Origin of the sequence: Urinicoccus timonensis (genome assembly GCF_900232945.1) — a bacterium.
Lineage (GTDB): Bacteria > Bacillota > Clostridia > Tissierellales > Peptoniphilaceae > Urinicoccus > Urinicoccus timonensis.
The window spans coordinates 104,520-117,744 of sequence record NZ_OCTU01000003.1; the positions used below are offsets into that span (position 1 = coordinate 104,520).

Sequence of the window (13,225 nt, forward strand, 5' to 3'; positions counted from 1 at the left end):
CTTGGAAAAACTTACAGCAGTTTTAGAGGGCATCCTATTTGCCTGGGCAGAGCCCCTGGCCCTGACAGAAATCAGTCGGGTCTTGGATATCCCCCTGCCCCGCCTCTATGAAGCGGCAGAAGCATTGGAAAAAAAATATGCCCAAGAAGATTCAGGTCTCAAGTTAATCCAGGTGAAAAACACCCTTCAATTGTCCACCAAAGAGGACTGCTTTGAAGAAATTGAAAAATTCTTCGAGGACAAGAAAAAGAAAAACCTCTCCAATGCAGGTCTGGAAAGCCTGGCTATTATTGCCTACAAGCAACCAGTTACCAAGGTTGAGGTGGAGGACATCCGGGGAGTTCAATGTGACAGCATCATCAGGACCTTAATGAAGATTGGCTATGTAGAGCAAAGAGGGACCCTGGACCGGCCTGGCAAGCCCAGCCTTTATGGGACGACAGACCTTTTTTTAAAGAAATTTGGCCTGAAAAGCATCAAAGATCTGCCGGATATTGACCTTTTTAAGGCAGAGCTTAACTTGGAAGATGAGGAAGAATGATGCGACTACAAAAATACCTGGCCCATGCTGGCTTGGCCTCTCGAAGAAAAAGTGAAGATTACATTCTACAGGGCAGGGTGGCTGTCAATGGTCAAACCATTACCAGCCTAGGGACCAAGGTGGAACCTGGGGACCAGGTGTCCTTTGACGGCAAGCCGGTAAAGTTACAAGAAGAAAAGGTCTACTATCTCTTGAATAAACCCGCCGGTTATGTCACTACCAGCTCGGATGAAAAGGGGCGTAAGACCGTCCTGGACCTGGTTCCTAAAGGAATGAGGGTCTACCCTGTTGGTCGCTTGGATTTTAATACAACAGGCCTTTTGATCCTAACCAATGATGGGGACTTTACCTATACCATGACCCATCCCTCCCATGAGGTGGAAAAATGCTACCGGGTCACTGTCCAGGGGAGACTGGACGAAAAAGACCTGGCTCCCCTAAAAAAGGGCATCCGCTTCCATGGAGAATCCTATGCCCCGGCTAAGTTTGCCAGAGTCCTTCCCGGCAAGAGTCAAAGTCAATTTGACCTCACCATCCATGAGGGAAAAAACCACCAGGTGAAAAAAATGTGCCAAGCCCTGGGTTTTAGTGTCAAAAAACTCCACCGCCTATCCCTAGCCAGCCTAGACCTCAAGGGATTGGAAATAGGCCAATACAGGAAACTCACCCCGGAAGAAGTAAAGGAGTTAAAGGAAGACCATGCTTGAAGAAAATGCCATTGTCCTTATGCGAAATTTTATTCAAAGACATAAAAAGGAAGTCGATTTAGCCCTGGACCTGACCCTGGGTAGGGGGAAGGACAGCAATTTTATCCTGGAGACCTATCCTGGGAGTCGGGTCTTGGCCTTTGACATCCAAGAAGAAGCCCTGGACTGGGTCAAGGAAAACTTGAAAAACCAAGACAGGCTCCAAGTCGTCTTAGATGGCCACCAAAACCTGGATAGCTACCTGGATCAAGAAGTGGACCTGGCCATGATGAACCTGGGCTATCTTCCCGGGGGAGACAAGACCATCATTACCAAGGCCGCCACTACTGTCATGGCCATTGAAAAGGCCCTGGAGGCCTTAAAAGTTGGAGGACTTTTTACCCTCTTAGTCTACCGGTCCCACCCAGGAGCAGGAGAGGAAGTAGCAGCAGTGGAAGACCTGGTTAGAGTTTTGGACCAAAGAGACTACCGGGTCCAAAGGATTGAATTTTATAATCAAAAAAACCAACCCCCGGTCTTTTTTGGAATTGAAAAAAGGATGAAGAAATGAAAATTGCCATAATTGGAGGAGGACCTGCCGGTATGATGGCTGGAATTATAGCCAGTCGCCACGGTCAAGTCAGCCTCTTTGAAAAAAATGAAAAATTGGGAAAGAAACTTTACATAACGGGCAAGGGCCGGTGCAACATCACCAACAACAAGGACATTTCTGAATTTTTTCCAGCTCTTGTTCGCAACCCTGAATTTTTATATTCTGCCTTCTATCAATTTACCAACCAGGACCTCCAAGATCTGATCCCTCTGACCTTTAAGGTGGAAAGGGGAGACCGGGTCTTTCCAAAATCGGACAAGTCTTCGGATGTCATTTCAGCCCTGGAAAAAATGCTCCGGGAGGCCGGGGTCCAAGTCTATAAAAACACCCCGGTCCTGGACCTGGAGAAAAAAGGCCACTTCCTCTTAAAGACCAAGGAGGGGACCCAAGCCTTTGACCGGGTCATCCTGGCTACAGGAGGCAAGTCCTATCCAGTTACAGGGTCTACAGGAGATGGCTATGGCTTTGCTCAAAAATTTGGCCACAGCCTGGTTCCCCTTAGGGGAGGTCTGGTGGGCATCCTTCTGAAAGATTCCTTTGTCAAGGACTTAGAAGGCCTCAGCCTGAGAAATGTCAGCCTCAAGGCCCAAGGAGACGGCAAGCTTTCCCTTTTTGGAGAAGCCCTTTTTACCGGCCAAGGCCTGTCTGGTCCCATAGCCCTTACCATGAGCTCCTACATTAACCGTTGGGAAAAAGTGGACCTGGTCTTGGACCTAAAGCCCGGCCTGACCCTGGAAAAATTGGACCAAGCCATCCTAAGAGACTTCCAAGAAGGACAAAACAAGGAAATCCAAACCATCCTGGCAGGCCGCCTACCCCATAGGCTGGTGGATGTCTTTTTAAGTGTCCTGGACCTAGACCCCCATCAAAAGGTCAACGAAACCACCAAGGCAGAGAGACGACGCCTGGTAGAAGGGATGAAAAATTTTCCCCTCCATTATGGTGGATTGGACAAGCTAGACCATGCCATCATTACCAGTGGGGGAGTGGATGTAAAAGAAATAGACCCCTCCAGCATGGAATCAAAAAAAGTTCCTGGTCTCTATTTTTGTGGCGAAGTCTTGGACCTAGATGCCCTAACTGGGGGATATAATTTACAAATTGCCTTTTCCACAGGCCACCTTGCCGGGGAAAGTGTAGGGAAAGGATTTGAAAAATCCTAACAAGTTGAGTATAATAGAAGAACAGTTGAATAAGCTGAAGAGATAAAATCGCTAACCCAGGTTAGTGATTTTTTACCATGGGAGGAATTAAGATGTCCATAGCCATTGACGGGCCCAGTGGAGCCGGCAAAAGTACTATTGCCAAGGCCCTGGCCAAGAAATTAAACATAGCCTATGTGGATACAGGAGCCATGTACCGGGCCCTGGCCTATGCCTTTATCGACATGGGCGACCCCAAGGACTACCACCAGGCCCTGGAAAAAATGCAATTAAAAATATCCCCAGAGGGGATCTACTACAAGGATAAACTATTAAGCGATGAGTTACGGACCAGCCAGGTCTCCAAAAGAGCTTCCGAGCTCTCTAAGGAACCGGCCATTCGGGCCTACCTACTGGACTACCAAAGAAAATTGGCCAGTGACCAAGACGTGGTTATGGAAGGAAGAGATATTGGCACAGTGGTTTTAAAAGATGCCAAGGTAAAATTCTTTCTAACCGCTTCAGACCAAATCCGGGCTAGGCGCCGCTACCAACAAAACCTGGAAAAGGGCATCCAGATCCCCTTGGACCAGGTGGAAAAAGATTTGAAAGAAAGAGATGACCGAGACCGGACTAGGAGTCTGGCCCCTCTAAAACAAGCAGAGGATGCCATTGTCATTGACAACAGTGACTTGACCCTGGAAGAAACCGTGGAGAAAATGGCAGCCATAGTGGAGGTCAAAAATGGGACTCTATAAGTTTTTTGTCATCTTAGCCAAAATTATCCTAAACATCTTCTACCGGATTGAAGTCCAAGGCCGAGAAAATGCTCCGGAATCCGGAGCCCTGGTTTGTAGCAACCACATCAGCGCCTGGGACCCCATCTTTATTTCAACCTTTTACCCCCATCCCATTAAGTGGATGGCCAAACATGAGCTCTTTGAAAGTAAATTTCTAGCCAAATTGCTCAACCACCTGGGAGCCTTTCCGGTTCAAAGAGACAAAAATGACCTAACCGCCTTGAAAAGGGCTATTCGCCTAGCCAAAAAAGGCGACAATGTAGGCATTTTCCCGGAAGGGACCCGGGTAAAGGAAAGAGATAAGAACTTGGTAAAACCTGGCATCGGCCTCTTGGCCCTTAAGACCCAGGGCCAGGTATCTCCTGTAACCATCCTGGGAAACTATAAAATTTTTTCCAAGATGAAAATCATCATCCATCCAGCCATAGATGCCCAAGACTTGGTCCAAGCCAAGGACAAGGGCCAAGACCTCTACCAAGAGGTTGCCTGGGCCATTATGGATGAAATCTATAGAGTGTAAAGAATAGGTGATGGTATTAAGATTTATTTAGCCAAACACGCAGGCTTTTGCTTTGGGGTCCAAAGGGCCGTAGCCCTGGCTGAAAAAACAGCCCGGGAGGAAGAAAATGTCTACCTGGATGGTCAATTGGTCCACAACGACCGGGTCAACCAGGACCTAAAAGACCTGGGGGTCCAAGATTTGGAGTCAGACCAAATCCAAGGAGCCACCATTATTACCCGGAGTCATGGCTTGGACCTTCAAAGGTTGAAAAACTTTCAAAAAAATAATAAGGTCATTGAAACAGTATGTCCTTATGTAAAAAAGATTTATGACTATGTCCAAGAGGCCAACCAAAAGGCCTATGGAGTCCTAATTCTGGGGATGAAAAACCACCCAGAGGTTGAAGGCATCCTATCTAGAGCCCAGGAGGGCTATGTGGTTTCTTGTCCCAAGGACCTGGAAAAAATTCCAAAAAATAAGAATTATATGGTTCTTTCTCAGACAACAAACCAAAAAGATTTTTTTAATTCTTTAGTAAATGAGATTTTAGGTGTTTTCACGGGACATATTTTAGTATATAATACTATTTGTAATGCTACATCTATTCGTCAAGAAGAAACAGAAGAATTGGCGAAAAAAGTAGATTGTATGCTTGTCCTAGGTGGGAAAAATAGTTCTAACACGAAAAAACTTGTACAAGTCGCAGAAAAGCATTGCAACAAAGTGATTTTTATTCAATCCATTGGAGACTTAGACCTCGATGGCTTGAAAAAAATAAAAAAAATAGGTATTACCGCCGGTGCTTCCACACCGGATTGTGTAATCAAGGAGGCAGTTAACTGTATGGAAAATTTAAACAATGAAGAAATGAACAATGAGATGATGGAGGCAATTGATAACTCCTTTACTCGTGTTCGCAGGGGAGAAATCGTGGATGGCGAAGTTTTATTTGTCACTGAGAATGAAGTCATGGTCAACATTGGCTATCGGGCTGATGGGATAATTTCTCGTGAAGAACTATCAAGCGATCCAGAAGCATTGCCAAAGGACTTATATAAACCTGGAGACGAAATCCAAGTTTATGTAATGAAAATGGACGATGGAGATGGCAATGTTGTTCTTTCCGCAAAACGTGTAGCAAACATGAAGATTTGGGACGACATGGAAGAAAAATATAACAATAAAGAACGTGTCAACGCCAGCATCAAATCTGTTGTTAAGGGTGGCTTAACTTGTGATGTAGAAGGATTAAACGGATTCATTCCTGCATCTCACGTATCTACTCGTTTCCAAAGAGACCTACAAAAATACGTAGGAACAGACATGGTTTGCGAAATCATTGACTTTGATAAAAATAAACGTAAATTTGTTCTATCTCGCAAAAATGTTGAAACAGAAGAATTAGAAGAAGTTCGCGACAAGATTTACAATGAAATCCACGAAGGGGATGTCATTAAGGGAACCGTTCAACGTCTAACCAACTTTGGTGCTTTCGTTGATATCGGAGGAGTCGATGGACTTATCCATATTTCCGAACTTTCCTGGAACCGGGTAAAACACCCATCTGAAGTCGTTGAACCAGGCCAAGAAGTTGAAGTTCAAGTTCTAAAAATGGACCGTGAACGCAACCGTATTGCCTTGGGCTTAAAACAAACAACTGAAAAACCATGGGATGTCTTCACAGAAGAAGTAAAAGTTGGAGATGTTGTTAAGGGTAAAGTTGTCAACCTACTTGACTTTGGTGCCTTTGTTCGTCTTGAATCTGGCGTAGATGGACTTCTTCATGTTTCTCAAATTTCTAGAGAACACGTTGAAAAACCAGCTGACAAGTTGGCCATCGGAGATGAAATTGAAGTTAAGGTTACAGACATCAATGAAGAAGACAAGAAAATTAGCTTGTCCATCAAGGCCTTAACTGAACCAAAACAAGAAGAAAAACCTAAGGATAAACCGAAAAAAAGAGAACGTAAATTTGAAAAACCCGTTCAAAAACAAGAAGAAAATAACGACTTTACTCTATCCATCGGTGAAATTCTTCAAGGGCAAAAAGAAGACTTCCCTGAAGCTCCAGAGTCTTTAGTTGAAGAAAATACAGAAGAAGCTCCAGCTGAAGAAACTGCAAGCCCAGAAGTAGTTGAAGAAACAGTTGAAGTAACTGAAGAAGTCACTGAATCTGAAGAAGAATAAGTTGAATGACTAGGGTAATGCGCTTTCATTATGAGAGCGCATTTTTTCCTATCATAATGGAGGAAATATGCTGATTGAAGTCATTGTAATAGGGCTTTTGGTCCAAGCCTTCTTTTGGAAAAAAGCAAGTCTCAACCTAGACTACCTAAAGACCATCTTGGGGATTTTGGCCCTCTTACTTGTGCTTCGTTTTCTAATCCGCCTAAACCCTCAAGGACCACAAGTCCTATACCAACTTCAGGGCTTTTTAATCATAGGCCTTAGCCTACTTTTACTTAGGCAAAAACCTAGACTTGGATTTATACTTTTTAGTATAGGTCTCTTTTTAAATGGACTCATGCTTGCCCTCTATGGCCGGATGCCGGTAGACCCTTCCGCCTTGGTCCAAGCAGGCCAAGAGTCCGTCTTAAAACTTTTAATCCAAAACCAATCCACCAGCCACTGCCTTATGGGCAGGGGCCTCCAAGAATATTTAGGGGACTGGATCCCCCTACCCAAGGCCTACCCCTTGGCCCGGGTCATTAGCCCGGGAGATATTCTTATGAGCCTAGGCTTGGCCTACCTACTTATCATTCAACCAATAGTAAAGGAGATGTCAAATGACTGAATTTATCGCATCTCGACTCAGCAGCATCCGGATCCGCGACCTGGTGGATATCCTGATTGTTGCGGTTCTTGTCTACAATTTAATCAAGATCCTAAGAGGGACCCGGGCAGAGCAATTGAGCAAGGGGATTATCTTCATCCTAGTCCTGACTCAAATCAGCGAGAGCTTGGAACTCTACACCATTAACTGGATCCTAAGCCACCTTATTACCCTGGGTATGGTAGCCATTCTTATTGTCTTCCAACCTGAGTTAAGACGGGGGCTAGAATTCATCGGACGGAGTTCCTCCATCCGCAAGGGGATGGGCCTGGGAACCAAGCGAACCAATGCCATGGCTGCAGAGATTGCTTCAGCTGTAGGCTCTCTGTCTCGGCAAAAGATTGGGGCCCTCATTGTCATTGAAAGACAAACCGGCCTAAGTGAAATCGCCGATACAGGCACCTCTCTGGATGCCTTTATCTCTTCCGGTCTTTTGATTAATATCTTTATTCCCAACACCCCCCTCCATGACGGAGCCGTCATTATCCGGGGGGACCGGATTGTAGCTGCAGCCTGCTTTTTACCCTTGACAGACAACCGAAACCTGGCCAAGGACCTGGGCACCCGTCACAGGGCAGCCATAGGCATGAGCGAACGGTCAGACAGCTTGTCCATCATTGTCAGTGAAGAAACCGGGGCCATTTCCACCGCTGAAAACGGAAAGATTTCCAGACATATCGACTTAACCACCCTGGAAGATATCCTAGACCAGGTCTATGAGCCCAAGGTTCAGCGCTTTGAAAACCTAATGGATAAGATAGGAGGCACAGACCATGAAGGAAAAGATTAAAAAACTGAAACAATCCGACCTCATGCCGAAAATTTTATCCCTGGTTATAGCCATCCTCTTGTGGTTTTACGTCATGAACGTGGTGGACCCCCTAACCAAACGCTCCTTTAAAAATGTCCCTGTCCGGATTGAGGGTCTCCAAGACCTCCGGCGACGGGGCCTAACCCTCATGAATACAGAAGACATCTACGTCAACCTGGAACTCCAGGGTAACCGGTCCTACATGGACCGGGTCAACTCCTCCAACATCCAGGCCTATATTAACTTGGAAGGCGTGAAAAAAGGAGAACAAAGCATCCCCATCCACGTCACCAACTACAATGACAATGTCAAGGTAGTAGGCAAGGACCCCTTGAGCGTGGTCCTAAGCATTGAAGAAAAAACCAGTATCCGGGAAGATATAGAAATCAAAACCATAGGAACCCTTCCTGAGGGCTATATTATGGGAGACATGAACAAGTCCCAGGAAAAAGTGACAATTTCAGGTCCCAAGTCCCTAACCGACTCCGTCCATTCCGTAGTGGCCTATGTCAACATTAAGGACCGGACCGAAACCACCGTCTTAAACTGTAAGCTTGTTCCCTTGGACGCAGACCTGGAAAAAATCCAAGGCCTCAGCCTGGAACCCTCCAATTTGGAAGTGGAAGTTCCTATCTATAAGACCAAGACCGTTCCTGTGACCTTGAATTTTTCCAAGGCCCCACCAGACGAAATGTCCAAAGACCTTATTGACATTCAACCAAAAACCGCTACAATAAAAGGAAATACAGCTCTTCTAAATGAGATCGAAGAAATTAAAACCAAGCCCATATCCTGGGATAAATTGCAAGAAGGCATCCTCACCAGCATCGAATTGGAAAAGCCTGAAGGAGTCAACCTGGTCAATGATAAACAAATCTACCAAATTGGCCTAAGAACCACCCAAATAGAAGCCCGGACCGTGACCATTTCAGATCCTGGAATCCGCTTTGTCAATGTGGAAGAGGGCCTCCAAGGACAAATCCTGTCCCCCCTACATGAAATCCAAGTCCGCCTAAGTGGCGACCAAGAAAAACTGAAAGGCGTCAACAAAGACACCCTTAAATTTTATGTAGACTGCAAGGACCTGGGCCTGGGAGACCACCAAGTAACCATAAAAGTGACACCCCTAGAAGGTGTTCATATATCAAGCATAGAACCCAGTAAAGTCAACATTACGCTAAACAAAGAATAGGAGGAAGTATGAAGTATATTGGAGACGGACTAACATTTGATGACATTCTCTTACTACCAGGAAAATCAAGTGTACTACCCAACGAAACAGACCTAAGAACAAATCTAACCGAAAAAATTCAGCTGAACATCCCCTTAATGAGTGCAGGCATGGACACCGTCACAGAATCTCAAATGGCCATAGCCATGGCTAGAGAAGGTGGCATCGGCATCATCCACAAAAACATGTCCATCGAACAACAAAGAGAAGAAGTCGACCGGGTTAAACGGTCCGAACACGGCGTCATCACAGACCCCTTCTCCTTGAAAAAAGGCCACCTCATTGAAGACGCCACAAGACTTATGCAACACTACCGGATTAGTGGCGTTCCCATCATCGATACCGAAGGCCGCCTGGAAGGAATCATCACCAACCGGGATATCCGCTTCGAAACCGACCTGAAAATCCCCATCGACGATGTCATGACCAAGGAAAACCTCATTACAGGCAAACAAGGCATCACCATGGACCAAGCCTTGGAAGTCATGAAAAAATACAAGATTGAAAAACTTCCCCTAGTAGATGACCAAAACCATCTGACAGGCCTTATTACCATCAAAGACATCAAGAAAAGCGTCCAATATCCAAACTCAGCTAGAGACTCCAGCGGCCGCCTCTTAGCAGGAGCTGCCATTGGTGTTACCAGCGACGTCATGGAAAGGGTTGAAGCCCTAAGAAGCGCAGCTGTAGACGTCTTTGTTATAGACACCGCCCATGGTCAAAGCGCAGGCGTCTTAAAGACCATCAAAGAAATCAAAAAAACCTATCCCGACATCCAACTCATTGCAGGAAATGTCGCCACCTACCAAGGAACCATCGACCTTATCGAAGCGGGCGCCGACTGCGTAAAAGTTGGGATTGGACCTGGGTCCATCTGTACCACTCGGGTAGTTACAGGGATTGGAGTTCCACAAATTTCAGCCGTCATGGCCTGTGCCCAAGCCGGAAAAGAAAAGAACATCCCCATTATTGCTGATGGTGGTGTTAAATACTCCGGGGACATTACCAAGGCCATCGCAGCAGGAGGCGACGTGGTTATGTTGGGATCCATGTTTGCCGGAACCGAAGAATCCCCAGGAGAAGAAATCTATGTGGAAGGCCGCCACTACAAGTCCTACCGGGGCATGGGGTCCTTGGGAGCCATGGACTCCGGATCCTCCGACCGCTACTTCCAAAACGAAACCAAAAAATACGTCCCCGAAGGCGTAGAAGGCCGGGTCCCCTACAAGGGCAAGGTAGGAGATGTAGTCTACCAATTGGTAGGAGGCCTCCGGTCCGGTATGGGCTATATTGGAGCAGCCAATATCCAAGAATTGAAGGAAAAATCCAGCTATATGAAGATCACCCCAGCCACCCTTCAAGAAAACCATCCCCACAACATCACCATTACCAGAGAATCTCCAAACTATATTTCAAAATCAGACCGTTAAAAAGTGCCGGGAAGCCCCCGGCCTTTTTTATTAGAAAACCCCCGGTTAGTGCACTGACCCCCAAAAGTTGGACCAAGAAATCCAACCTTTGGGGGTCTTTTAATGGCAAAATACAGTTACGAACTGAAGAAGAAAATCGTCGAGGAGTACTTGTGTGGTAAAACAAGTTATCAAGCCTTAGTAATGAAATACCAAATCGAGAAGTCCGTTCTCAGGCTATGGATTAGCAATTACAAAAATTATGGCGATGAAGGCTTAATGCGCTCTAGAAATAATCGTGCGTATAGTGTAGAGTTTAAGTTAGAAGCTATTACACGCTATGAAACGAGCGAATGCAGCTACCGACAACTTGCCCTCGAACTCGGTTTGACGAATCCGTCCATGATTGTCAATTGGCGAAGACAGTACCGAGAGAAGGGCATCGAGGGGCTGCTCCCGCATAAGCGAGGGAGACCTGTGACAAAGAAAAATGACCACAACCAACCACCAAAAACTGTAAAGAAAAGCGAATCCATCGACGCCTCCACACGCGAAGCATTGGAAAATCGTATCAAAGAATTAGAGGCAGAAAATCGGAAACTTACCATTCAAAAGATGTTCTGGGAACAGCTCAGGAGTTTGGAGAAAGAAGAAGCAATGAACAAAAGGCGAAGATTGTCTCCAAACTCCGAGAACAATTCCAACTAATAGAGATTCTTGCCGCCATCCATTTCCCAAAGTCCACCTTTATGTATTGGCAGAAAAAATGGTCCGAAGAAGACAAGGATCAATCCTTAAAAGACGAAATCCTTGTCATTCGGAGCCAACACAAAGACTATGGTTATCGCCGCATTCATCTGGAATTAAAGAACCGGGGCCAGGTGGTGAACAAAAAGAAAGTGCAACGATTGGTCCAAGACATGGGTCTTCAAGTCCACTCCTATGGTAAGAAATACAAGAAGTACAATTCCTACAAAGGCGTCGTGGGGAAAATCAAGAAAAACCGAATCAACCGCCGGTTCAATACCAGCATCCCCTTGCAAAAAATTACCACAGACACCACAGAATTTAAATACTATGAAGAAGATAAGACCGGGAAACTTCAAACAAAGAAACTCTATCTCGACCCCTACATGGACATGTACAACCTGGAAATCATCAGTTACGTCCTATCCGATCAGCCCAATGGAGTCACCATGCTGCAAGGTTTAGAAGTAGCCATTGAGCGAACAAAGGCCTGTCCTTATCGACGGACCTTTCACTCCGATCGTGGTTGGGGTTATCAAATGACCGCATACCAAGCCATGTTAGAAAAACATCATATTTTCCAAAGTATGTCAAGAAAAGGCAACTGCTATGACAATGCACCTATGGAAAACTTCTTTAGCCTATTGAAAAGAGAAATCTACTATGGCCACAATTACCGTAGTCGTGAAGAACTGGTGCAGGCAATTGAGCAATATATCCGTTACTACAACGAAGATCGAATCAAAGAAAAGTTAGGAGGTCTAAGTCCAAAGCAATACCGTGAACGCATGCAATCCGCATAGAACGAATGTTATGTAAAAACAAAATCGAGTAAGCGAAATGCTTACTCGATTAGGTCCAACTTTATGGGGTCACTCTATTATGCTGAGGGTTTAAACACAAAAAAGTCGGACTCTCGTCCGACTTTTCTTTATTGATGACTTTAGTCAGTTGAGCACGCAACGCGTGCGAAACAAAAAACTACCCGCTATGCGGGTAGGCAATAAAGGTTATACCAAAAAATCACCTCAGTATTATAATAGAGTTGTTCAGACCTAAAAGAATGAAGAGGTGATTTAAATGGTTCAAAAGGCAAATTCATTATCACACACAAGATGGATGTGTAGATATCATATTGTCTTTACACCAAAGTATAGACGAAAAATTGTTTTTAATCAATACCGAGACAGTTTGGGAGAAATATTTAGAACATTATGCAAATATAAAGGAGTCGAAATAATAGAAGGACATTTAATGCCAGACCATGTGCATATGCTAGTTAGTATTCCCCCAAAAATATCAGTGTCAAGTTTCATGGGATACTTGAAAGGAAAAAGTGCACTAATGATGTTTGACAAGCATGCAAACCTAAAATACAAATTTGGAAACAGACATTTTTGGGCAGAGGGATATTATGTAAGTACGGTAGGATTGAATGAACAAACAATAGCAAAGTATATAAGAGATCAAGAGCAACACGACATAGCAATGGATAAATTAAGTGTAAAAGAATACGAAGATCCATTCAAGAGAAGATGAAGTAAAGCCCTTTAAGGGCAGGCTAAAGAGGCAAAAACAATAAGGTTTGAACAAAGTGAAAACCAGCGCCTTGAGACGCTGGTTGGTAATCCTTGGGCTTATAGCCCGTGATCAAACCACCCGTTTTACGGGTGGTTATGATTTTTACATAACNGGCAGGCTAAAGAGGCAAAAACAATAAGGTTTGAACAAAGTGAAAACCAGCGCCTTGAGACGCTGGTTGGTAATACTTGGGCTTATAGCCCGTGATCAAACCACCCGTTTTACGGGTGGTTATGATTGGAAAAGTTGAAGATAGGATTTTTCATTTTGGGGAATTTCCACAAGACTTGGCTTCGATTTGACAAAAGACTTTAGAGGGGCTTCTTTAG

14 protein-coding genes are annotated in these 13,225 nt (G+C 45.0%); all 14 read left to right on the forward strand.

All coding sequences use genetic code 11. The annotated features are described in order from the left end of the window. The first annotated feature begins 1 nt into the window (after position 1). The 14 genes from scpB to tnpA all read left to right on the forward strand — a co-directional run bounded on the left by scpB (position 2) and on the right by tnpA (position 12,854). A complete protein-coding gene (gene scpB / locus CS898_RS05865) occupies positions 2-541 on the forward strand; it encodes an SMC-Scp complex subunit ScpB (protein WP_099208451.1) in 540 nt (179 codons plus the stop codon). Further along, on the forward strand, positions 541-1,248 hold the full coding sequence (locus tag CS898_RS05870; RefSeq protein WP_234976035.1) for a pseudouridine synthase: 708 nt from the start codon (positions 541-543) through the stop codon (positions 1,246-1,248). The genes scpB and CS898_RS05870 overlap by 1 nt, the downstream gene beginning before the upstream one ends. After that, complete coding sequence (mnmM, locus tag CS898_RS05875; RefSeq protein ID WP_099208453.1) at positions 1,241-1,798, forward strand: tRNA 5-(aminomethyl)-2-thiouridylate-methyltransferase MnmM; 558 nt, start codon at positions 1,241-1,243, stop codon at positions 1,796-1,798. Before CS898_RS05870 ends, mnmM begins: the two co-directional genes overlap by 8 nt. Next, entirely contained in the window at positions 1,795-3,003 is a 1,209-nt protein-coding gene (locus tag CS898_RS05880) for a BaiN/RdsA family NAD(P)/FAD-dependent oxidoreductase (protein ID WP_099208454.1), read from the forward strand. The genes mnmM and CS898_RS05880 overlap by 4 nt, the downstream gene beginning before the upstream one ends. A gap of 92 nt (positions 3,004-3,095) precedes the next feature. Further along, positions 3,096-3,740 carry a (d)CMP kinase gene (gene cmk, locus CS898_RS05885; RefSeq protein WP_200807615.1) on the forward strand — a complete coding sequence of 215 codons (645 nt, stop codon included), beginning with the start codon at positions 3,096-3,098 and terminating at the stop codon, positions 3,738-3,740. Further along, positions 3,727-4,302 (forward strand): lysophospholipid acyltransferase family protein, encoded by a 576-nt coding sequence (locus CS898_RS05890; RefSeq protein ID WP_099208455.1) that lies wholly within the window; start codon positions 3,727-3,729, stop codon positions 4,300-4,302. Before cmk ends, CS898_RS05890 begins: the two co-directional genes overlap by 14 nt. Positions 4,303-4,323: 21 nt before the next feature. Further along, the gene (locus CS898_RS05895) at positions 4,324-6,471 is read left to right on the forward strand and encodes a bifunctional 4-hydroxy-3-methylbut-2-enyl diphosphate reductase/30S ribosomal protein S1 (protein WP_306345825.1); all 2,148 of its coding nucleotides are present in this window, start codon (positions 4,324-4,326) and stop codon (positions 6,469-6,471) included. Positions 6,472-6,538: 67 nt separating this feature from the next. After that, the gene (locus tag CS898_RS05900) at positions 6,539-7,078 is read left to right on the forward strand and encodes a DUF5317 domain-containing protein (protein ID WP_099208457.1); all 540 of its coding nucleotides are present in this window, start codon (positions 6,539-6,541) and stop codon (positions 7,076-7,078) included. Then, on the forward strand, positions 7,071-7,907 hold the full coding sequence (gene cdaA / locus CS898_RS05905; RefSeq protein ID WP_099208458.1) for a diadenylate cyclase CdaA: 837 nt from the start codon (positions 7,071-7,073) through the stop codon (positions 7,905-7,907). Before CS898_RS05900 ends, cdaA begins: the two co-directional genes overlap by 8 nt. Then, the gene (locus CS898_RS05910; protein WP_099208459.1) at positions 7,891-9,120 is read left to right on the forward strand and encodes a CdaR family protein; all 1,230 of its coding nucleotides are present in this window, start codon (positions 7,891-7,893) and stop codon (positions 9,118-9,120) included. The genes cdaA and CS898_RS05910 overlap by 17 nt, the downstream gene beginning before the upstream one ends. 8 nt (positions 9,121-9,128) lie before the next feature. Beyond that, positions 9,129-10,589 (forward strand): IMP dehydrogenase, encoded by a 1,461-nt coding sequence (gene guaB / locus CS898_RS05915; protein ID WP_099208460.1) that lies wholly within the window; start codon positions 9,129-9,131, stop codon positions 10,587-10,589. Positions 10,590-10,691: 102 nt separating this feature from the next. Next, positions 10,692-11,276, forward strand: a complete 585-nt coding sequence (locus CS898_RS10035; RefSeq protein WP_009430289.1) for a helix-turn-helix domain-containing protein — start codon at positions 10,692-10,694, stop codon at positions 11,274-11,276. Then, a complete protein-coding gene (locus CS898_RS05920; protein ID WP_234976017.1) occupies positions 11,189-12,118 on the forward strand; it encodes an IS3 family transposase in 930 nt (309 codons plus the stop codon). Before CS898_RS10035 ends, CS898_RS05920 begins: the two co-directional genes overlap by 88 nt. Before the next feature lie 277 nt (positions 12,119-12,395). Then, entirely contained in the window at positions 12,396-12,854 is a 459-nt protein-coding gene (gene tnpA / locus CS898_RS05925) for an IS200/IS605 family transposase (protein ID WP_099208461.1), read from the forward strand. Positions 12,855-13,225 lie beyond the last annotated feature (371 nt).